We start from the raw sequence: 21525 nt of genomic DNA on the forward strand, positions 1-21525 counted from the left end.
TGTGAGTTGTTGTGTGTTGTCAGGCCGACATTTCGCTGATGCCGACCTGTTGCAGCGCTGCCGCCAGGTTGTCGACCCGGTGCTGCTCGCTGTCCTTGATCTGTTGCAGTTGCTGGCCGAGGGTCGGCGCGCCGAACACACCGCGCAGGCCCTGGGAAATATCACCGCCCTTGATCGACTGGCTGCCGAAGGCATTCAGCGAATCGCGCTCGGCGCTGCTGTCCTGATTGAACAGGCTCGACAGCGTGCTGCTGCCGAACACCCCGCCATCGCCGCCACCAAACCCGAGGAAGCCATGACCGGAACCGTCACCCTGGTTGTCGCTGCTGCTGAAGACCTGGGCAATGAAGCTCGGGCTCAGCGCACCGCGGTTGATGAAAATATCCCCCAGCGGACGGATGCCGTTGCCGATCACCCGCTGCTCGAACAACGGCGCGAAAGTCAGAGGCGAACCGAGGTCGCCGGTAGGCGGCGTGAAGACGATCGGTTGCAGCGGAACGTTCGGCGGTGGCGGCGGCGCGACTGGATCGCTGCTGCGGAATTCCGGATCCGGCGTTACCACGATCAGCGGAGAAGTCGGTGTCACCGACGGCACCGTGTTGATCACGTAATTGCCGGAGTTGCTGACGCCGCTGCCACTGTTGCCCGACAGGTCGCTGACCCCGGCCGTGTTGAGGCTGATCGCATTGCTGGCGCTGTTGACGTTGGCGTTCGGCGTCAGGGTCGCGGTCCAGGTCTTGCCACCGTCGCTGCTGCTCAGGTTGGACAAGGTGCCGTTGGCCACGCTGAGGTCCGACAGGTCGAAACCGCTCACCGCTTCGTTGAAGGTGATGATCACCTGCGAAGTCTGGCCGACGCCCAGGTTCGGATTGGCGATCACCACCGTGGCGGTCGGCCGTTCGCTGTCGAGGGCGTAGTTGTTCGACACCGCCACCGTGCTGCCGGCGTTGCCCGCAAGGTCGGTGACATTGCTGGTGTCCAGCGCGATGAAGTTGCTCGGGTCGGTGACATTCGCGGTCGGCGTGAAGGTCGCGGTCCAGGTCTTGCCGCCATCGCTGCTGCTCAGGTTGCTCAGGTCACCGTTGGTCACGCTCAGGTCGGACAGGTCGAAATTGCTCACCGCCTCGCTGAAGGTGAAGGTCACCGTGGTGCTCTGGCCGATACCCAGATTTGGATTGGCAACCACGATGTTTACCGTCGGCCGGGTCGCGTCGAGGATGTAGTTGTTGGAGATGGCGATGCTCGCCCCGAGGTTGCCGGCCAGATCCTGGACGCCGGCGGTGTCGATAAGGATCAGGTTGGTCGGGTCGTTGACGTTGGCTGTCGGCGTGAAGGTCGCGGTCCAGGTCACGCCGCCGTCGCTGCTGGTCAGGTTCGACAACGAACCGTTGGCGACGCTGATGTCCGACAGGTCGAACCCGCTCACTGCTTCGCTGAAGGTGATGGTTACGGTGGTGGTTTCACCGATGCCCAGGCGATTGTCGGCGACCACGATGGTGGCGGTCGGCAGCGCGGTATCGATGGCGAAGTTGTTGGAATCGGTGGTGCCGACGCCACTGTTGCCCGACAGGTTGGCCACCCCGGCGTTGTTCAGGGTGATCAGGTTGCTGCTGTCGGTGATGTTGTTGGTCGGGGTGAAGGTCGCGGTCCAGGTGATGCCGCCGTCGCTGCTGCTGACGTTGCTCAACGTGCCGTTGGCGATGGTCAGGTCGCTGTTGTCGAAACCGCTGACCGCTTCATTGAAGGTGATGGTCACCAGCGAGGTTTCCCCGGCCTTGAGCGAAGTATCGGCCACCACGATGGTGGCGGTCGGCACCTGGGTCTGCACCTGATAGTTGGCCGAACTGGTGGTACCGGTGCCGGTGTTGCCGGCCAGATCTGTAATGCCGGTGTTGTTCAGGACGATCAGGTTGGTCAGATCGGTAACGCCGATGTTCGGCGTGAAGGTGGCCGTCCAGGTGATGCCGCCGTCGCTCGACGAAACGTTGCTCAGAGTGCCGTTGGCAACGCTCAGGTCGGAGTTGTCGAAACCGGTGACCGCCTCGCTGAAGGTGATGGTTACCAGCGCGGTTTCGCCGGGCCGCAGGTCGCTGTCGGTCATGACGATGGTCGCCGTCGGACGCTGACTGTCGACCGCGTAATTGTTGGAGTCGGTGGTGCCGCTGCCGGCGTTGCCCGCCAGATCGGAGATGCCGGTGTTGTCCAGGGTGATCAGGTTGGTGGTGTCGGTGATGCCTGCCGCCGGCGTGAACGTCGCGGTCCAGGTGATGCCGCCGTCGCTGCTGCTCACAGCGCTCAGCGTACCGTTGGCGATGATCAGGTCGGCGTTGGTGAAACCGGTTACCGCTTCGCTGAAGGTGATGGTCACCAGGCTGGTCTGGCCGACGCCGAGCGCGGTGTCGGCGACCACGATGGTGGCGGTCGGACGGACCGTGTCGATCGAGTAATTGTTCGAATCGGTGGTGCCGCTGCCGGCGTTGCCCGACAGGTTCTGCACACCGGAGTTGTCCAGTGTGATCAGGTTGGTGGCGTCGGTGATGTTGGTGGTCGGCGTGAAGGTTGCCGTCCAGGTAACGCCGCCGTCGCTGCTGCTGACCGCACTGAGCGTGCCGTTGGCGATGGTCAGGTCGGCGTTGGTGAAACCGGTGACCGCCTCACTGAAGGTGATGGTCACCAGCGAGGACTCGCCGATTTTCAGGCTGGGGTCGGACACGATAATGGTCGCAGTCGGCACCACGGTGTCGATGGTGTAGTTGTTGGAGTTGGTCGTGCCGCTGCCGGCATTGCCCGAAAGGTCGGCGATGCCGGTGTTGGCCAGCACGATCAGGTTGGTCGCGTCGTTGACGCCCAGGTTCGGCGTGAACGTTGCCGTCCAGGTGATGCCGCCGTCGCTGCTGCTCACCGCCGTCAACGTGCCGTTGGCAATGATCAGGTCGGCATTGGTGAAACCGCTCACCGCTTCGCTGAAGGTGATGGTCACCAGCGACGTTTCACCGGCAGTGAGATTGCTGTCGGCGACCACGATGGTCGCGGTTGGCCGCACCGTATCGATCGCATAATTGTTGGAATCGGTAGTACCGCTGCCGGCGTTGCCCGACAGGTCGACGATGCCGGTGTTGTCCAGGGTAATCAGGTTGGTGGTATCGGTGATGCTGGCGCTCGGGGTGAACGTCGCGGTCCAGGTGATGCCGCCGTCGCTGCTGCTGACCGCGCTCAACGTGCCGTTGGCGATCGTCAGGTCGGCGTTGGTGAAACCGCTGACCGCTTCACTGAAGGTGATGGTCACCAGCGAGGTTTCACCGATCCGCAGGTTGTTGTCGGCCACCACGATGGTCGCGGTCGGGCGCACGGTATCGATGGCGTAGTTGTTGGAGTCGGTGGTGCCACTGCCGGCGTTGCCGTTCATATCGGCGATGCCGGTGTTGTTCAGCGTGATCAGGTTGGTCGCGTCGGTGATGCTGGCGGTCGGCGTGAACGTCGCGGTCCAGGTGATGCCGCCGTCGCTGCTGCTGACCGCCGTCAATGTGCCGTTGGCAATCGTCAGGTCGGCGTTGGTGAAACCGGTGATCGCTTCGCTGAAGGTGATGGTCACCAGCGAGGTCTCGCCGATTTTCAGCGCGTTGTCCGCCACCACGATGGTCGCGGTCGGACGCGCGGTGTCGATCGCGTAATTGTTGGAATTGGTGGTGCCACTGCCGGCGTTGCCGGCGAGATCGACGACCCCGGTGTTATCCAGGGTGACCAGGTTGGTGGTGTCGGTAATGTTGGTGGTCGGCGTCAGCGTGGCGGTCCAGGTAATGCCGCCGTCGCTGCTGCTCAGGCCGGTCAGGGTGCCGTTGGCCACTGTCATGTCGGCGGTGGTGAAGCCGCTGACCGCTTCGCTGAAGGTAATGGTGACCAGTGAGGTTTCGCCCGCCGCCAGATTGCTGTCGGCCACGACAATGGTCGCGGTCGGGCGCACGGTATCGATCACGTAGTTGGCCGAATCAGTCGTGCCGCTGCCGGCGTTGCCCGCAAGGTCGGCGATACCGGTGTTGTCCAGAGAGATCAGGTTGGTGGTGTCAGTGATGCTGGCCGTCGGGGTGAACGTTCCGGTCCAGGTGATGCCGCCGTCGCTGCTGCTCACGGCGCTCAGCGTGCCGTTGGCGATGGTCAGGTCGGCGTTGGTGAAGCCGGTCACCGCCTCGCTGAAAGTAAAGGTCACCAGTGAGGTATCGCCGATCTTCAACGCCGTGTCGGACATCACGATAGTCACGGTCGGCCGTGCGGTATCGATCGCGTAATTGACCGAGCTGGTCGTGCCGACGCCCGCCACGCCGTCGCTGATGGCGGTCACCCCGGTGTTGTCGAGGGTGATCAGGTTGGTGCTGTCGGTAATGTTGTTGGTCGGCGTGAAAGTCGCGGTCCAGGTCAGGCCGCCGTCGCTGCTGCTGACCGATGTCAGCGTGCCGTTGGCGATGGTCAGGTCGGCGTTGGTAAACCCGGTGACTGCCCGGCTGAAGGTGATGGTCACCAGCGAGGTTTCGCCGATTTTCAGGGCCGTGTCCGCCATCACGATGGTCGCGGTCGGTGGTTCCACATAGGCGGTGTTGAGTGTGCCGCCGTTGTTGTAGATCGCCGCGAAGGCCAGCGGTACAGAGCCCGTCACGCCACCGCCCAGTTCTGCGCCGCCGGAACCGCTGCCGGCCGCATTGCCGCTGATGGCGCTGAAGTTGGCAGCGGTGATCAGTACCGTGCCGCCCTGGTTCCAGATCGCGCCGACACCCCGTCCACCGTCGCCGCCGTTCAGGTTGTTGCTGCCCTGGCCGCTGCCGCCGCCACCACCGCCACCCGCACCGATGTTGTTGCTGATGACCGAGGTGCCGACGATTTTCAGCGTGCCGGTGGAAGCGTTGTAAATGCCGCCGGCCGCATTGCCGCCGACGCCGCCAACCTTGTCCCAGCCGGACCCGCCACCACCGCCGCCAATGGAAATGGTGCCGTTGCTGGCCGTGCCGCCATTGCCGCCGTTGCTGTAATAGGACACGCCTACACCGCCGGCGCCGCCGGTGGTAGAGCCGCCGCGGCCACCCATGTGCGTCGCGTCGTAGCCACCGCCGTAACCGCCAACACCGCCGCTGCCGGCCTGCCCGCCCAGCGTACCGGTGCCCGGCCCGGCCGTACCGCCATGACCGCCGCCCTGACCGCCAAGACCGCCGCCACCGCCACCACCGCCGCCATAGTTGGCGCCCGTGACACCACCGCCGCCACCACCGCCGGCCGCCGCGTTGCCGGTGACCGAAACGTTGTTCAGGGTCAGGATGCCGGCGTTGAAAATCCCGCCGCCCATGGCGCCGGTTGCGCCATAGCCGCCATTGCCACCGTTGCCCGAGACCAGGCCCCGGGTGATGACCAGACCATCCAGGGTCACCGTGCTGCCGGAAGTGATTTCCACCACTCGGGTCCGGTATTGGCCATCGAGGGTGACGTCGGCGACACCGTCGTTGTTCAGGTCACCATCGACGGTGATGTTCTTGTTGATCAGCAATTCCGAGGTGAGCTGCACCGTCATGCCGCTGCTGAAGGTCACGATGTCGCCGTTCTGCGCCGAAGCCAGCGCTGCGCGCAGCGAGCCGACCCCGGTGTTGGCATTGTTGGTGGCGGTCCAGGTGGCCAGGCCCCACTGGTATTCGCTCATCGCCTGGGTCGACAGCACGTTGGCGCTTTCGATGTTGCCGGTGGCGATCTCCAGATCCCAGTCGCCACCCACGCCGGTGCGGTTGTTTGAAGCAGCCACGTCGCGGCCGGTCAATTGCGCCAGCGAATCGACAAAGCTCAGGCCACGGTCGCCCTCGGCGGTGTAGCAGCCGTAGATCAGGATGTCGCCGCCGACGTTCATGTCCTTGCCGATTTCCGCCAGGATCGCGCTGCGCTGGGCGACGTTGTCGGCCGACAGATAACTGTTGCCCAGCCACAGGTCACCGGCGTTGCCGTGGGCAATGATCTGCACCGAACTCACGCCCTGATGCTGGTCGAGGTAATCGGCGATCTGCTGCAAACCGTCCTTGCCGGCATCGAGCTTGACCACTTGCGTACCCGGGGCCACGCCCTTGAGCAGGCTGTCGGCATCCTTGACCCGGGCATCGACGAACACCACGCTCTGCCCCGGCACAGCGACCGGGCTGGCGGCGGGCGTTGCATCGGCCTGGCCGTGGGTGTCCTTGCTGGCGCTCGGGTGGTCGGCGGCCGGCGCTTTCGCGGCATCGGCGGTGGCATGGCTGTCAGCCTGGGCGGCGGTGCCGGCCACGGTGGCCGCGACGGCGCCGTCGAACAGCATGCGCGGTTCCAGCGACATGATCATGGGCGCCGCCAGCGTCCGTTGGCCTTCGGTAACCCGCGACTTCTGCTTGCTCCACCACATGTTGCTCACCCGGACTCGAACACAGTTGTTGACGCATCAATGAAAAACGCCGCGATCAGCTGATCGCGGCGTCGGACTTCATACGAATGACATTGGCAGCGCTGGCTGAGCCATCGAGCCAGAAGGACAAATCGGCGTATTGCTTGAACAGGTCCGGCGGCAGAATCGTGCGCCGCGACTGCAGGGCGACCTTGGGTTTGACCTTGTGCAGGCCGGCCACGCCCAGGGCCTGGTCGAACTCTGGCGCGTCGTAGGCCAGGTGCTCGAAATCGTGCTCGAACCAGGGTTCGCCGATGAAGTTGTAGACCAGCCGCAGCACCCGTTCCGGGGCCTGGGTCAGCAGGTCGTAATCGACGATCAGCAGCGAATCGGCGTGCTCGCCGTAATAGGCTTCCTTGAGCGCCGCCCAGGCAAAACCCACCAGACGGTTGCGCTGGGCCAAAGTCTCGCAGCGGCTGTAGACCGTGTTGCGCTCGACCGCATCGCCGAACAGCTTGGTGTTTTCAAAAGGATTGGCGCGGTACAACCGCTCGAGGCTGTCCATCACCCAGGCGACGTTGCGCACACAGGCGATGACCTTGGCTTGAGGGAACAGGTCGTTGATGGCCGGCAGTCGCGCGGACCACTGGCGGTTGGTGTCGAACACCACCGGTTTGTCGGCCTTGTCGGCGTAGTAGGAATCGAACAGACCGCGCAACAGGCGTCGGCGCATGTCGGTATCGATCACCGCGCCGAATTCACTGCCGGCGCTGCATTGTTCAAGGACACCGGAGAACAGCGCGCCGACCGGACTGGTCATGCCGGCATGAAACCGCGGGTTCTGCAGGAGGATTGCAGAAAGGAGGGTAGAACCTGAGCGCGGCAAGCCGGAGATAAAGTGGAACTGCTGCAATCCCTTCACCGTATTTGTAAGTCCTTTTGTCCCACGAGCGTAGTCCAACAATACCCTTTCGACTAGTAGTGTTTTGATATCAAAACAGAGCAAAACGGACTTAAAAACCTCGCATTTATCGCGAATAAAATGGTGAACCGTTTAAGTCAGTTTTCTCCCGATCCATTGGGCGCCTGCAACGAAAAAAGTCGCGCTTTCGCCCCGCCCGCCTGCACCTGATCCCGCAGCTGCCAGGTCGCAGGCAAGGGCAGGAATGGATCGGGTACATCCACGTCCAGATCACCGATCAACCAGACCCGGGCACTGCCCTGCGGCAATTCGCTCAGTCGATCCAGGTAAACCCCATCGGTTACCAGCGTGCCGAAGCCATAGTGGTTCGGACGGGTCGAGCGCCCTCCGGCGGTGGGCGGTGTAAACAGCCGGACTTGAGCGTCAGTGCGGTTGTAATAGACATAACTGAGGTACCACAGCATGTCGCTGGTGACGATCCGGTCGCCGCTGGCGAAGTGGCGGTTGACGTAATCGACCATGACGTTGAACTGGTCGTTGCGGTCGACCGTGGCGTTGCTGTTTACCCCGATCATTTCGACCCCGACCAGCGACAGCAGCACCGCCACCGCCAGCACACGCACGCTGGTGTAGAGCCGGTCGATGGCCAGCGCCGCCAGCATCGGCAGCCCGAGCGAGTAGGCAGTCAGGTAACGCTCGATGAACACCGGCGTGACGAAGGACACGGCGAATACCAGCAACAACGGCACGCCGGTGTAGACCGCCAGCAACACGCTGCCATGGTTCACGCTGCGATCCCGAGCGACAGCGACAGCCGCCAGCACCAGCAAGGCCAGCGGCACACCGCCGAACAGCAGCAACGGAAGCTGCTCGCCCTCATCCTGGATCAGCCAAAGCCAGATCATCGACGGCAGCGAAGACAGGGTCACCGGATCTTCCCAGCCCACATCGCCGCCGGCCTTGAGCGCGTCCATGTGTTGCAGCAGGTCAATCAGGTTCGGCAACCACGGCAGGTAGAGCACGACGATGGCCAGATTGGCCAGCCACCAGTCCTTGCGCTGAAGATGCTTCAGGCGATAACCCGGCAACAGGCGGATCAGCCCCAGATAGAGCCAATGGCTCAGCACCGCCAGCACGGCGAAATAGTGGGTGTACAACGCCGCCGTCATCAGCAGCGCATAGATCAACAGATAGCGGTGACGCTGCGGACGCCTGATCCACTTGACCAGCACCAGCGTCGCGCCGATCAGCAGCAAGCCAAGCAACGCATACATGCGCACTTCCTGGCTGTAGCGCACCGCCGTCGGCAGCAGCGCCAGCAACACCCCGGCGATGATCGCGGCGCGGCGGGTGGCCAGCCGATCGACCAGGCTCACGCCGAGCCCGACCGTGGCGATGCCGGCCAGCGCACTGAAACTGCGAATGGCCAGGAGGCCGTCACCGAACACGCCGATCCAGCCGTGCAGCAGCATGAAGTACAACGGCGGGTGCACGTCGAACGCGGCGTGCTCCCAGATTCCGCCCAGCGAATAGCGCGCCAGCAGCAGGCTCGAACCTTCATCGCCCCAGATCGCGGCCGCCGTCAGGTCATAAAAACGCACCACGGTGGCCAGCAGCAGGATCGGTATCAACCAGTGCTCGCGCGCCCAGCGCAACAGGCGCCGGACACCGGCATCCGGTGCGGCGAACGGGTCCTGGGTATCCCCCAGCGGCGTCTCGCGAAGGACCTCCATCAACCTCCCCTCAGCGTTTTTTGCGAACACGATTTGCGTCATTGACTGCGAACACTGTAGGCCAGCGCCGAAGTCGACGCGCGGCCGTGACGACGTCCGGCAAGTCCGTCGATCCGGGTCTACGCTACGGCTTGGCGTGACCTGCCCGCGCAAAAGGAAGGAGTCAGCAAAACGTTTCGACCGGCCCGACAACAAGGGCGACCGCGCGGCGCGCCGACCACACAACAGAAGGATGAGGAACCATGGAAGTCTTTATGGGTACGATTCAACCGTTCGCCTTCAACTTCGCCCCGAGTGGCTGGGCCTTGTGCAACGGACAAACTCTGGGCATTTCGCAATACCAGGCGCTGTTCGCCTTGCTGGGCACCTACTACGGCGGCAATGGCACGACCAACTTTCAATTGCCCAACCTGCAAGGTCGCGTGCCCGTCGCACAAGGCACCGGACTGGGACTGACACCGCGCGTCATCGGTCAGGTGTACGGCACCGAAAGCGTCACCGCCACCATCGCCAACATGCCCAACCACACTCACGCGATGACCGGCCTCACCGCCAACACGGCCTTGTCCCTGGCAGTACCCGCCAGCAATCCGGCGACCGTGCCGACCGCCACCAACTCGTACCTCGGCGCGTCCGGCGGCGGCCCGGGTTCGGCGAACATTTACTCCGACGCCCAAGGCGCCACACCGGTGCCACTCAAGGGTGTGACCACCACCGTCACCGGGGACATTTCCTCCACCGGCGGCAGTCAGCCACTGCAAGTCTTGAACCCGGCCCTGGTCCTCAACTTCAGCGTTGCCCTGAACGGCCTGTTCCCGTCGCGCAACTGATCAAACGCCGGGGGCTTCACCGCCCCCGGCCGTTCTTTTTTCACTGGAGTCAGACCATGCTGCAAGCGGTTCAGATTCAACACGTCCAGCCGTTGCTCGGACAACAACGCACGCTGCACCTGCCCGATGGCACGGCACTGCCGATTCGGATCGAGCACCTTGATGAGGTCCCCGCGGCGAAAACCCGCTACAGCGAACGCATGCCCTTCTGCCTCGAATTCAACAGCCTGGTGCCGACCGGGTTCGTCGACGGTTTATGCGCGCTGGAGCTGCCGGAACTCGGCCGGGTGGAGGACATTTTCGTGTCGCGGGTGCCGGCGATGGGGCGAGATCCGCAACTGGGTTATTTCTGCATTTCCTTCAACTGACATCCCGCCTCACTGCGGGTACCACACCAACCGCTCCGCCGCCGGATTGCGCTCCTCCACGGCAAACCCCAGCGCCAGGTAATGCTGGCGCGCATGGGGGTTGTTGGCCCAGACCACCGTCGCCACCGGGCAGCGCACTTGTTGCGCGGCTTTTTGCACGCCTTGCAGCACGGTTCGCCCGTAACCTTTGCCCCGCGCCTGTGGAATAAAGGCGAGGTACAACACGCGGATTTCATTGACGCCGAAATCGGTGCTGAGTGCGCCGATGGCCGTACCGAGTTTTTCCACGATGTAGTGCATGGCATTCGGATGGTTTTCACCCATGCCCTGCTCCTGCACTTGAAATTGCTGGGCAACGATTTGCCGCACCTGCTCCTGCTCGCCGTCGATCCATTGCAGATCCGGCCGCGCCGATTGATACAGGCTTTGCAGAAAGGGGCCGTCAGTCGCCCGCGAAGGCCGCACCACCAATCCGTCCGCTGCCAGGTTTTCCGTCATCTTCATACTCCCTAGAAACCGCTTTCCCTGACCCCCAGCGCCGCCATCCGGCGCCAGGCCACGCCGAGCACCGATTCGCCGCTGCCCTGCAACACCACCACGCCGCGCAGCGGCTGCACCGGGGTCGGTGCCTGATCCAGCGTAGCCAAACGCACGCCATATTGCGCCTGCACCGGCTCCGCCCTTTGCTGCTGATCGCGGCGCACGGCAATCGGCCCGTGGTGATCGGAAGTCAGCGCTTCCTGATCGACATAGGCCACACCGTTGGTGTCGATTTCATTGAGTTGCACCGCGATAGCAGCATGCATCGGGTCGTCGGCGATAAATCGTCCGGTGGCGCCGGGCTTGACTCGCCACAGCTCGGCTTCGGCCAGGTAACCGCGCAGTCGCGTGCCGTCCTCCACCACCCGCGCCAGCGCATCCTTGCTCGACAGCCAGCGGCCCGGCGTCAGGTTCGGCAGCAGGTCACGCACGGTTCCGGCGTGAGGTGCGCGTAACAGCAGACGTTCGCGTTGCGCGGTCAGGCCGCGATATTCCGCCACCGCTTCGGCGAGACGCTGCTCGACGATGCCGGCGTCGGCAGCGGTTTCACTGCGGCCGGCCTGCCGGCGCATCAGCAATTGCTGGATGCGGATTTCCCGGCGGACGATGGCCTGCCGCGAATCGAGGTCCGGCGATTCCAGTTCGATCAGCACGTCGCCCTGAGCGACGGTCTGACCATCCTCGACCTTCACGGCTTTGACCCGCGCCGCCGTCGGCGCGTGCAAGGCGCTGGCGCGACCGCCCTCGAGCATCGTCGGCAATTCGACCGAACTGCGCCACGGCACGATCAGCACCAGCAACAGGCCGAGTACCGCCAGGCTGCTGAGCAACACCCGAGGGCCGTGAGCCTGTTCGCGGCGGCTCCACCACTGGCGCCACTCACTCATGATCGGAAGAAAGATGAACCACACCAGCTCCACCAGCATCAGGAAGATCCCCAACACCTTGAAGAACAGGTGATAGACCGCCAACGCGATCCCGAAAAACAACGCCGCACGCCATAACCACGAGCCATACCCCCAGATCAGCAAACGCCGCTGCATCGTCGGCGACCAAGGCTCCGGCGCGGGCGCGCCATAGCCGAACAGAAATTCCCGCAACCGCCAGCGACACAGGGCAAAAGCCCGGCCCTGCAAATTGTCGACTTCCCATAAGTCGCTGAGCAGAAAGTAGCCATCGAAGCGCATGAAGGGGTTGAGATTGACCACCAGCGTGGTGATCCACGTCGCGCTGGCGAGCATGAACGCCGCCGTGCGACCGGGCCCGTCCGGCAGGAACGACCAGACCAGCAGCGCGATGCTCGCCAGCAGCAATTCCGCCAGCACCCCACCGGCACCGATCAGCAATCGCGCACGTCGATCATTGACCCGCCAGGCATCGCTGACATCGGTGTAGAACATCGGCAGCAAGACCATGAACGCCACGCCCATGCTCTGCACCCGACACCCGGCGCGCTTGGCCATGAACGCATGACCGAACTCATGACAGAGCTTGGCGAAAAACAGCGAGATGCCGAATGCGATCGCGCCGCCGAGGCTGAACAGATGCGGAAAGGTGCCGACGAACCGCTGCCAGTCCCGCGACACCAGAAACACCCCGAGCGCCAGCGTCGCCGGCAGACCGTAGCGCAAGACCTTCGGACCGAAGCGCTCCAGCCACGGCCAGGCACGGTTGAGAAAAGCGTCCGGGCGCCACAATGGAATGCGAAAAAACAGGTATTGATGCAGCAGGATTTTCCACAGGCTCTGGCGTTGTACGAGGGCCTTGAGCCGATAACTGGCTCGCTGTTGCTCATCAAGGGCGCTGATCAGATCGTGACCGCGCAGGAACTCCAGCAGTTGCGCCAGCTCGTTGCCGTCCAGAGGTAAACCCGGTTCACGATTGGCGGCGCGCAGCACTTGTTCGGGATCGCCCAGCGACCAATGGCGCAACAGGCGCATGGCCGCCGCGCCAAGTTTGAAATAGCGCCCGCGCACCGGGTCGGCCAGGGTCCAGCGCGGCGAACCGTCCAATGCCGGCGCCGCGGGCGACAATTGCAGGTCGGCACGCAGGCTCGGCAGGGTCATTTACAGGCCTACGCTCTGGCGCAGCCCGGCGAGCGGACGCCGCAGCAGGTACAGGGCCAGCGGCGCGCGGTCGCCGAAAATTTTGGCGGTGCCGCGCAGACCGATGCGCGGCGGTGCGTCGGCGAAATTGGCGTCAAGCCGATAGGCCAATTGGCCGCCGGCGGTGGGCTGCGCCTCGTAGGCCGAACGTTCGAGGGTGGCGAGGTGGCGTTGCAGCGGATCGCTGTCGAGAAACAGCGCAACTTCGGCACCCGGCTCCAGCGAGATCGCATCGCCCACGGCCAGTTCGATGCGCAGTTCGGCCTGGCTCGGATCGGCGATTTCCATCAGCCGTTCGCCGGTCTGCACCGGTTTGCCGGTCCAGCGCTCGGCATCAGCGAACACCGCAATACCGTCGCGCTCGGCGCGCACTTCGCTGCGGTTGAGCAGTTCGCGGGCGTAGTCGCGTTCGGCGCGTTTCTGTTCGGCACGGGCGGCCAGCAGATCGACCCGGGAACTGGATTCAGCATCAACGAACGAGCGCTGGGAATTGGCTTTGAGTTCCGCTTCGGCGACCCCGAGCGCACGCTCGGCGACATCGGCCTGAGCCTTCAGCGTCGTGCTTTCAAAACGCAGCAACAGGTCGCCGGTTTTCACGCTCTGGTTGGGTTTGACCAGAAACTCGGCAATCACTCCGTCCAGCGGTGCGGCGACAACGCGCCCGCCCTGAGGCACCACTTCGGCGGGCGCCAGCACCGACTGGCGCACCGGGATCAACAACCCGAGCAACAACACAGCGACCAGCGCCACCTGGCGTTTACGGGTCCAGCGCAACCGCCACGGCTTGCGCGGTTGCAACGCCAGCCAGGCATGACTGTAGGTGTCGCCCAGCTGCGACAGCAGCACTTGTTCGGAAGGGTTCCACGGCAGATCACGGGCCAGCCACAAACCGCCGAACACCTGACCCTGACGGTCGATCAACGGCAACCAGAACACTTGCATGGCCGACAGGCTGCGCCAGTCGGCCTGGATCGATTCGCCGACCATTTCCGGCGTGATCACCCGCGCCTGTTTCAGCACATCCTGCTTGAACAACTGCGCCACGGCCTGCTCGACGAACGCCACGAACGGCGCATTCGGCTCCACCGCGCTGACCCCGGTCACCGCCTGCACCTTGCCGGCAATCAACAGCGCCGCATGGCGAAAACCGAACAGCGACTGGCCTTCATTGACCAGGCTGTAGGCCAGTTGCGAAATGTCTTGGGCGGCGCGGGTCTGCCGTTCGAGATCGAGAAACCGCGCGAACACTTGCTCGGCGGCGCCGCTCACCGGGGCGTTCACTTAAGCTCCGGAAAACGCGCGGTGCCGCTCATGCCGGCGAGCAAGCCTTTGGCTTCGGGGAGTGTGGCGACCAGCAACAGGGTCTGACTGCCCTCATCGATCCGCGCACCGAGGCGTTTGACCGTGGCGTCGATCGGTTGACCGGTTTCATCGGGCACGAAGCTGAACGACTGACCGGGCTTGAGCCTGGCCATCCAGCGCGACGGCACCAGCAGATGGATTTCCAGGGTGCGGTTGTCGACCACATCAAGCAGCGGCGCACCGGCCGGCACGCTTTCATAACGCTGCACCTTACGCTCGACCACTTGCCCGTCGAACGGCGCGACCACGCTGCAGCGTTTGACCTGGACTTGATAAACCTGAGATTGCGCCTGGGTCTCGCTGACCTTGGCCTCGGCCCGGGCCACTTCGAAACGCCCGACGGAATTGAGCGCCGCCAGTTGCCGGTTGTGCGCCAGCTCTTCTCCGGCGCCACGGCTGGCGGCCTGCGCGGCATTCAACTGGGCCTGATAGGCCGAACAGTCGAACCGCGCCAGCGTATCGCCCTTCTTGAACGACTCGCCCTCGCTGAACGGCAACTCGACGATTCGCCCCGACAACTCGCTGGCCAGCGTCGCCTGATCCCGCGCCCGCAACACCCCGCGCGCTTCACTGCTGGCAGACGCATTCGCAGCCCCGCCGTTATCCAGCAGCGGATCGTCTGGCGCGGGCGTTTGAGCCTGAACTGCACACGTTACAAAGGTCAATCCGACAACCCAACCACGAAAACGCCGCATAACCGTTACTCCCTGACGGATGCTCGGAGTCTACGACAGCGGCGATTAGCGTCAAGCGAAAGGCCATCACTCATCCAAGGGGCTGGCGAAATTTTGTGCGAGAGCCAAGGCCAACCTATCGAAAATATAACCTTGAAGGAATATTCCTTAACCTTCATGTTCCCGATCCGCACCTCGATACATTGCGCAAAGAGGGTTACAAAGATGGCTAAGAAATTTGCCGAACTCGAAGCGCGTATGACACCCGAAGCCCGGGCACATGCCGATTCGATCTACGAACAACACATCAAGGAAATGCCGCTAAACGAACTGCGACAGGCCAAGGCTTTGAGTCAGGCGACACTTGCCGAGACCCTGCACATCAATCAGGCGGCGATCTCGAAGATGGAGCGACGCACTGATATGTACATCAGCACGCTGCGCAATTACATCCGCGCGATGGGTGGCGAGCTTGAAATCATCGCTACCTTTCCTGATGGGCAAATCAAAATCGAAAACTTTGCAGGTTGAGCAGCCAAAACGCTGCACAACCTGCTTTTTTGTTTTCCGCGCGAGCGTCAACGCTGCGCCATCTCTCCTACTGGATACACCGACTCCCATCCCCCGCCCAACGCCCGGTACAAGCCGACCATCGCCAGTGAAACGCCGGTGGAGCTTTCCACCCATTGTTCCTGGGTGGCGAGCAGTGCGCCTTGCACGGTGAGGACGTTGACGAAGTCGACCACGCCTTCGACGTATTGCTGTTGCGCGGTGCGCAGGGCGATCTGGTTCTGGCGCACGGCTTCGGCGAGGCTGTCTCGGCGGCGCTGGCTGGCGTTGTAGGCGGTCAGTTGGTCGTCGATTTCGTGCCAGGCGCGCAGGACGGTCTGTTGATAACCGATCGCCGCTTCCTGCTGCTGGGCTTCGCGCAGTTGCAGCACGCCGCGCAGGCGGCCGCCGTCGAACAGCGGCAGGCTGAATTGCGGGCCGATGCCGAAGGCGCGAGAGCCCCAGGAGCCGAAATCACTGAGCTGCATGGCTTGCGAACCGAGGTTGCCGGACAGGGTGATGCGCGGATAGAAATCGCCCTTGGCCACGCCAATGTTGGCGGTAGCGGCATGCAACCGGGCTTCGGCCTGGCGGATATCCGGGCGTCGTTCGGCCAGTTGCGACGGCAGGCCGATGGCGACGGTCAGCGGCGACTGCGGTACCGGCGCATCTGTGGATAACTCTTTGGTCAGGGCCTGCGGCGGTTCGCCCATCAACAGGCTGATGGCGTTGATCAGTTGCGCCTGACGTTGTTCCAGTGCCGGCAGTCGCGATTCGATGGCCGCCACTTGCGCGGCTGCTTCGGCGACGTCGAGATCAGTGGCCACGCCATCGTTGAGACGCAGTTGCGAAAGCTTCAGGCTATGCCGCGCCACATCGAGGTTCTGCTCGGTCACTGCGCGGGTGTTCTGCACACCGCGCAGTTGGATGTAGTTTTGCGCGGTGTCTGCGAGTACCGCCAGCAGCACGCCGCGACGGTCGTTTTCCGCGACTTCGAAGTTGGCATCGGCGGCTTCGGTTTCCCGGCGTACCCGGCCCCAGAAATCCAGTTCCCAGGAGGCGGAGAAACCGGCATCCCACAGGTTGAAGGCGGAATCGCCATTGTGCCCGGACGGGTCGTTCAAGCCTTCGCCGCTGTTGCGTTTGCGGGCGTAGCTGCCAGTGGCGGCGGTTGTTGGATAACGGTCGGCGGTGATCACCTGACGGGCGGCGCGGCTTTGTTGCAGGCGGCTGCTGGCCAGTTGCAGGTCAAGGTTGCTGCGCAAGGCTCGTTGGGTCAGGGCCGAGAGTTGCGCGTCGTGAAAGACTTCCCACCAACGCTCGTTCAAGGGTTCGCTGACGGCCTGGCTGACGGCAGTTTTTGACGGTTTTGCCCACTCGGCAATCTGCGTGGCTTCGGGCTTCTGGAAGTCCGGGCCGACGGTGCAGGCCGCCAAAGCCGAGAGGCTCAGGACAACCGTCAGAGATTGAAAGCGTTTCATCGCTGCGTCACCTCACGCACCGACGTCACCGAGCTTTTAGTATCAATGCTCGCCTCCACCGACATACCCACGCGCAAGCGCTCGGCCAACGGCTGGCCCGGCTCCAGCAGGATTTTCACCGGAATCCGCTGCACGACTTTGGTGAAGTTGCCAGTGGCGTTGTCCGGTTTCACGGCGGCAAAGGTCACGCCGGTAGCCGGGGCGATGCTCTCGACGCGGCCGGTGAGGGCTTCGCCGCCGAGGCTATCGACCCGCACCACAACATCCTGCCCCGGCTGCACGTCGGTGAGCTGGGTTTCCTGAAAGTTGGCGACTACATAGGCCTGCTTCAGCGGCACCACCGCCAGCAGTTTGCTGCCCGGCGTCACATAGGCGCCGACCCGCACGGCGCGTTCGCCGATCATGCCGTCCTGAGGCGCGGTGATGCGCGTGTAGGACAGCTCGAAACTGGCGATTTCCAGCGCGGCCTGAGCGTGTTTCAAACTGCCCTCGGCGGCATCGCGCTGCGCCGTCAGAATCTCGACCTGCTTACGTTCCGCTGCCAGTTTTGCCGTGGCCGTGTCCAGCCGCGCAGAGGCCTGATCGATCCGGGTGCGCGCCTGTTGCGCGTTCTGCACGGTGCCGGCACCTACGCCTGCAAGGTGGTTATAGCGGTTCAATTCCTGCTGGGCGAAAGCCATTTCAGCCTTGGCCGAAACCACCGACGCCTGCGCCTGAGCGATCACCGAGGTCTGGCGCTCCAGGGTGGCTTTGGCGTTCTGCAACTGAGCACGGGCCACCAGGGTTTGCGCGTCGGCGGCCTCGGCAGCGGCACGCAGGTCGCGGTCATCGATCAGCGCCAGCAACTGCCCGGCCTTGACCTGCTGGTTGTCTTCCACCAGCACCTCTTTGATGAACCCCGCCACACGCGGCACTACCAGGGTGAAGTCGGCAGAAACGAACGCATCGTTGGTGTTCTGCTGGGTGCGCTTGCCGAACAGGCCGGGCATCGCCAGATACACCAGCACACCGACCGCCAGCGCAGCGGCCACGGCCACCGCGAGTTTTTGCTTTGCTTGAGTCGTCATAAAAACCTTCTGTTTTAGTCAGGTCGGCGCGCGCGGCGGAAAGATCCGCGTCGGCAGCCAGAAAATCAGCAGGATCAGCGCCACCGCGACGCCGGCCATGCACAGATAAAGATCCGAAGACGTCAGCACCACCGCCTGTTCGTGCAAGCGATGGGCGAGGCCGGGGTCGTTGCTCGCGGCCAGCGGCGAGTTGCCGAGGCGATCGACCAGCATCGTCGAGTGAAAATGCAGGCGCGAAGTGGTCAGCGCTTCGATCACGCCAGTGGCGACCACCGCCGCCAGGCCTTTCACGGTGTTGAACCACGCCGAGGCGAACGGCCCGTCCTGTGGCTGGATGCTGCCGGTCGACAGCATCAGCAACGGCAGCACCGCCATCGGCTGACCGAATATCTGCAGCCATTGCAGCACGTAGAAATCGTCGCGAATCCATTCCGAGGTCAGCTGCGACCCGCCCAGGCACGACAGCGTCAACATGCTCAAACCGATCCCGAGCACCCAGCGGCAATCGACCCAACGCAGGTTGCACAGCGCCGCCACCAGCGGCAGCGCGAGCAGTTGCGGCAATGCCGCCAGCAGCATGATCGGCGCGGTCTGCACCGGCCGGTAACCCTGCACCTGAGCCAGATAACTCGATGGAATCAGCACCACCGCCAGTAGCACCACCAGCACGCCGGCCAACGTCATCAGCGCGAACGACAGGTTGCGAATGCCGAGCATCTGCAATTTGAAAAACGGAATCGGCTGCGACCATTCATTGATCAGAAACGCCACCAGCAACAGCGAACCGGCGCCGAGCAAAGCGCAGATCAGGTTCGACTCGAACCAGTCCAACCGATTGCCCTGCAACAGGCCGATCACCAGCATGCAGATCGCCGGAAAGCCCAGCAGCAGGCCTTTCCAGTTGAACGACTTAAGGCGCTCCAGACGCAGCGGATCCTGCGGCAACCCGTACGCAACAGCGGCCATGGCGATCAGGCAGGGCACGATGATTTGCCAGAACGTCCACTGCCAGCCGACGTATTCGGTCCACAACCCGGCCAGCGGCGTACCGAGACCTGGGCCGAAGGTGGCGGTCAGGGCGTAACCGGCCAGACCGTAAAGCTTGATGTTGGCCGGCAGGAATCGCAGCGCTACGGTCATCAGCATCGGCGGCAACGCACCGCCGGCCAGGCCTTGCAGGATGCGCATCAGCAACAGGCTTTCGTAGTTCGGGGCGAACGGGCAAAGCACCCCGAGCAGGGTGAACACGCCGATGGCGCACAGGGTGAAACGACGCAGGGAAAAGGTCACCGAGCACCACGGCGCGAATGCCATGGCCGCCACCGAGGTCGCGGTGTAGCTGGCGACCAGCCAGGTGCCTTCGTCGTAGCCGATGCTCAGGGCGCCGCGAATGTCGGCCAGGGCGACCTTGGTCACCATCTCGTTGAGACCCGACACCAGCACCGCCAGCAGTACACCGACCAGACCGATGATGATCCGCGCCCCGAACACCGGTGGCGCGGCTGCCATCGGAGCGGCAGCGGCAATCGGTGCCGTGACCGTCAGGGATGTCATGCAAGCAAACTCCGGAGGGAAAAATACCGGAGCATCTTAGTCAGGCTTACGGCTGACGAAAATTGACTTGTCGGCAGCTTATAGTTGCGCCAGACGCAATCGTCAGGGCTGGGCTGCCAGCCAGGTTTCGTCGCAGCAGGTCTTGAGGGTTTCGCGCAGCCAGCGGTGGGCCGGATCCTTGTCGAAACGCGGGTGCCAGGCCTGGGTCAGCATCAGGGTCGGAAGCGGGATCGGCAGGTCGAACGAACGCAGTTTCAAGCCCAGCCGCCGTACGCTGAGCAACGCTTCCTTGGGCACCGGCAGAATCAGGTCGGAGTCCGGCAGGGCGAACATCGCCGCATGGAAACTTGGTGCGATCACCGCTACCCGCCGCTCCAGGCCCAGCGCATTCAACGCGGTGTCGATAGGCCCACGGGCGATGCCTCGGCGGGACATGCTGATGTGGGAGAACCCGGCGTAACGTTCGGCGGTGATCTCGCCATCCAGCAGCGGATGATCCTCGCGTACCAGGCCGACGAAGTGGGTGGAAAACAGGTTCTGTATTTTGACTTCCGGCGTTACCGGGCGGGTGTTGCTCACGCTCAGGTCGATCCGCCCTTCCCGCAGCGCTTCATCGTCGCCGTCGCCCTCGGGGACGAAACGCAGCTCACAGTGCGGCGCCAGTTGATCGAGGGTGTCGAACAGCTTGCCGCCATACACGCCAACGAAGAAGTCGTTGGCGCGAATGCTGAAGCGCCGGCGCAACGTCCCCAGTTCCACCGCATCGGCCGAGCGGAACAGCAGCGCCGCCTGCTCGACCACATCGCGCACCTGCTCGCGCAATTCCAGTGCCTTGGGCGTCGGCACCAAACCGCGACCGGCACGCACCAGAATCGGATCGCCAATGGCTTCGCGAATCCGCGTCAACGTGCGGCTCATCGCCGCCGAACTGAGGTTCATCCGCCGTGCGGCGCCGACCACGCTGCCCTCGTCGAGCAAGGCGTCGAGGGCGACCAACAGGTTCATGTCCGGGAGTTGCATGCTGAGCACTCGTGACCGATCAGGATTGATTCGCACGCAATGCTAGCAGATCAGAAAATCAGCGCTGCATGCCCCAGCGCTTCACCGTCACCCGCTCCAGCGTGTCGAACACCAGGTTCTCCACCAGCAAACCGATGAGGATCACCACGGCCAGACCGGCAAACACCTTGTCGGTGTACAGCTCGTTGCGGTTCTGGAAGATGTACCAGCCCAGGCCACCCTTGCCGCTGGTGGCGCCGAATACCAGTTCGGCGGCGATCAGCGTGCGCCAGGCGAAGGCCCAGCCGATTTTCAGCCCGGCGAGGATCGACGGCAGCGCCGCCGGAATCAGGATGAACAGCACGAAACGCATGCCCTTCAAACCGTAGTTCCGGCCGGCCATGCGCAGGGTTTCCGAGACCCCGAGAAACCCGGCGTAAGTGTTCAACGCCAATGCCCAGAGCACCGAATGCACCAGCACGAAAATCAGGCTGTTCTGCCCCAGGCCGAACCACAGCAATGCCAGCGGCAACAGCGCAATCGCCGGCAGCGGGTTAAACATAGAGGTCAGGGTGCTGAGCAAATCCCGACCAAACTGGGTCGAAACCGCCAGCGTGGTCAGGGCGAAGGCCAGGACAATGCCGATCAGGTAACCCTTGAGCAGCACCACCAGCGAAATCCACACCTTGCCCAGCAGTTCGCCGCTGAGCAGGCCGTCGTACAGCGCATGACTGGTCTGCAAAAAGCTCGGTAGCAGCAGATCATTGTTCTGCACCCGGGCAACCACTTCCCAGAGCACGGCGAGCAAAATCAGGATCACGCTTTTGCGCAGCCAGCCCTGTTGCCACAGGCGCTGGCCGAGCGGCAGTTCGCGCTCCACCGGGACGCTGGTCAGCGGTTGCAGATCGTTTTCGAATTCTTGACGTACGGATGATGAATGGCTCATCGGGCAATCCTCCAGG

At 63.5% G+C, this 21525-nt stretch carries 15 protein-coding genes; 3 read left to right on the top strand and 12 right to left on the bottom strand.

Annotation, left to right across the window (positions count from 1 at the left end):
* Window positions 1-19: 19 nt before the first annotated feature.
* From M5G18_RS14040 to M5G18_RS14050, 3 genes are all read right to left on the bottom strand, one after another.
* The gene (locus M5G18_RS14040) at window positions 20-6400 is read right to left on the bottom strand and encodes an Ig-like domain-containing protein (RefSeq protein ID WP_273897861.1); all 6381 of its coding nucleotides are present in this window, start codon (window positions 6398-6400) and stop codon (window positions 20-22) included.
* A 55-nt stretch (window positions 6401-6455) separates the two neighbouring features.
* Complete coding sequence (locus tag M5G18_RS14045) at window positions 6456-7301, bottom strand: sulfotransferase family protein (RefSeq protein WP_273897859.1); 846 nt, start codon at window positions 7299-7301, stop codon at window positions 6456-6458.
* Window positions 7302-7438: 137 nt separating this feature from the next.
* Window positions 7439-9034, bottom strand: a complete 1596-nt coding sequence (locus M5G18_RS14050; RefSeq protein WP_273897857.1) for a glycosyltransferase family 39 protein — start codon at window positions 9032-9034, stop codon at window positions 7439-7441.
* Window positions 9035-9276: 242 nt separating this feature from the next.
* On the opposite strand from M5G18_RS14050, the gene M5G18_RS14055 reads away from it, so the two are divergent.
* Together M5G18_RS14055 and M5G18_RS14060 are read left to right on the top strand one after the other, a co-directional pair.
* Entirely contained in the window at window positions 9277-9864 is a 588-nt protein-coding gene (locus tag M5G18_RS14055; RefSeq protein ID WP_273897855.1) for a phage tail protein, read from the top strand.
* Window positions 9865-9920: 56 nt separating this feature from the next.
* On the top strand, window positions 9921-10232 hold the full coding sequence (locus tag M5G18_RS14060) for a DUF6916 family protein (RefSeq protein ID WP_007957696.1): 312 nt from the start codon (window positions 9921-9923) through the stop codon (window positions 10230-10232).
* Between the two features lie 9 nt (window positions 10233-10241).
* On the opposite strand, the gene M5G18_RS14065 is transcribed toward M5G18_RS14060, so the two are convergent.
* From M5G18_RS14065 to M5G18_RS14080, 4 genes are read right to left on the bottom strand one after another with little or no spacing between them, the layout of a single operon-like run.
* A complete protein-coding gene (locus tag M5G18_RS14065) occupies window positions 10242-10730 on the bottom strand; it encodes a GNAT family N-acetyltransferase (RefSeq protein ID WP_420793310.1) in 489 nt (162 codons plus the stop codon).
* Window positions 10731-10741: 11 nt separating this feature from the next.
* On the bottom strand, window positions 10742-12838 hold the full coding sequence (locus M5G18_RS14070) for a site-2 protease family protein (protein ID WP_273897853.1): 2097 nt from the start codon (window positions 12836-12838) through the stop codon (window positions 10742-10744).
* Window positions 12839-14158 carry an efflux RND transporter periplasmic adaptor subunit gene (locus M5G18_RS14075; protein WP_273897852.1) on the bottom strand — a complete coding sequence of 440 codons (1320 nt, stop codon included), beginning with the start codon at window positions 14156-14158 and terminating at the stop codon, window positions 12839-12841.
* Complete coding sequence (locus tag M5G18_RS14080; protein WP_115076096.1) at window positions 14155-14934, bottom strand: efflux RND transporter periplasmic adaptor subunit; 780 nt, start codon at window positions 14932-14934, stop codon at window positions 14155-14157. The genes M5G18_RS14075 and M5G18_RS14080 overlap by 4 nt, the downstream gene beginning before the upstream one ends.
* A 204-nt stretch (window positions 14935-15138) precedes the next feature.
* Here M5G18_RS14080 and M5G18_RS14085 point away from each other — a divergent pair, with 204 nt between their 5' ends.
* Window positions 15139-15444, top strand: coding sequence for an XRE family transcriptional regulator (locus M5G18_RS14085; RefSeq protein ID WP_064382656.1), 306 nt, complete (start codon window positions 15139-15141; stop codon window positions 15442-15444).
* A gap of 47 nt (window positions 15445-15491) precedes the next feature.
* Here the strand turns inward: M5G18_RS14085 and M5G18_RS14090 are convergent, their stop codons facing one another.
* From M5G18_RS14090 to M5G18_RS14110, 5 genes are all read right to left on the bottom strand, one after another.
* Window positions 15492-16943, bottom strand: a complete 1452-nt coding sequence (locus M5G18_RS14090) for an efflux transporter outer membrane subunit (protein ID WP_273897849.1) — start codon at window positions 16941-16943, stop codon at window positions 15492-15494.
* Complete coding sequence (locus tag M5G18_RS14095; protein ID WP_273897848.1) at window positions 16940-18010, bottom strand: HlyD family secretion protein; 1071 nt, start codon at window positions 18008-18010, stop codon at window positions 16940-16942. The genes M5G18_RS14090 and M5G18_RS14095 overlap by 4 nt, the downstream gene beginning before the upstream one ends.
* 18 nt (window positions 18011-18028) lie before the next feature.
* Complete coding sequence (locus tag M5G18_RS14100; RefSeq protein WP_262196259.1) at window positions 18029-19564, bottom strand: MFS transporter; 1536 nt, start codon at window positions 19562-19564, stop codon at window positions 18029-18031.
* 102 nt (window positions 19565-19666) lie between these two features.
* Window positions 19667-20584, bottom strand: a complete 918-nt coding sequence (locus tag M5G18_RS14105) for a LysR family transcriptional regulator (protein ID WP_007957716.1) — start codon at window positions 20582-20584, stop codon at window positions 19667-19669.
* A gap of 58 nt (window positions 20585-20642) precedes the next feature.
* Window positions 20643-21509, bottom strand: a complete 867-nt coding sequence (locus tag M5G18_RS14110) for an ABC transporter permease (RefSeq protein WP_085608535.1) — start codon at window positions 21507-21509, stop codon at window positions 20643-20645.
* Window positions 21510-21525 lie beyond the last annotated feature (16 nt).

This window comes from Pseudomonas aphyarum, assembly GCF_028657055.1.
Classification (GTDB): domain Bacteria; phylum Pseudomonadota; class Gammaproteobacteria; order Pseudomonadales; family Pseudomonadaceae; genus Aquipseudomonas; species Aquipseudomonas aphyarum.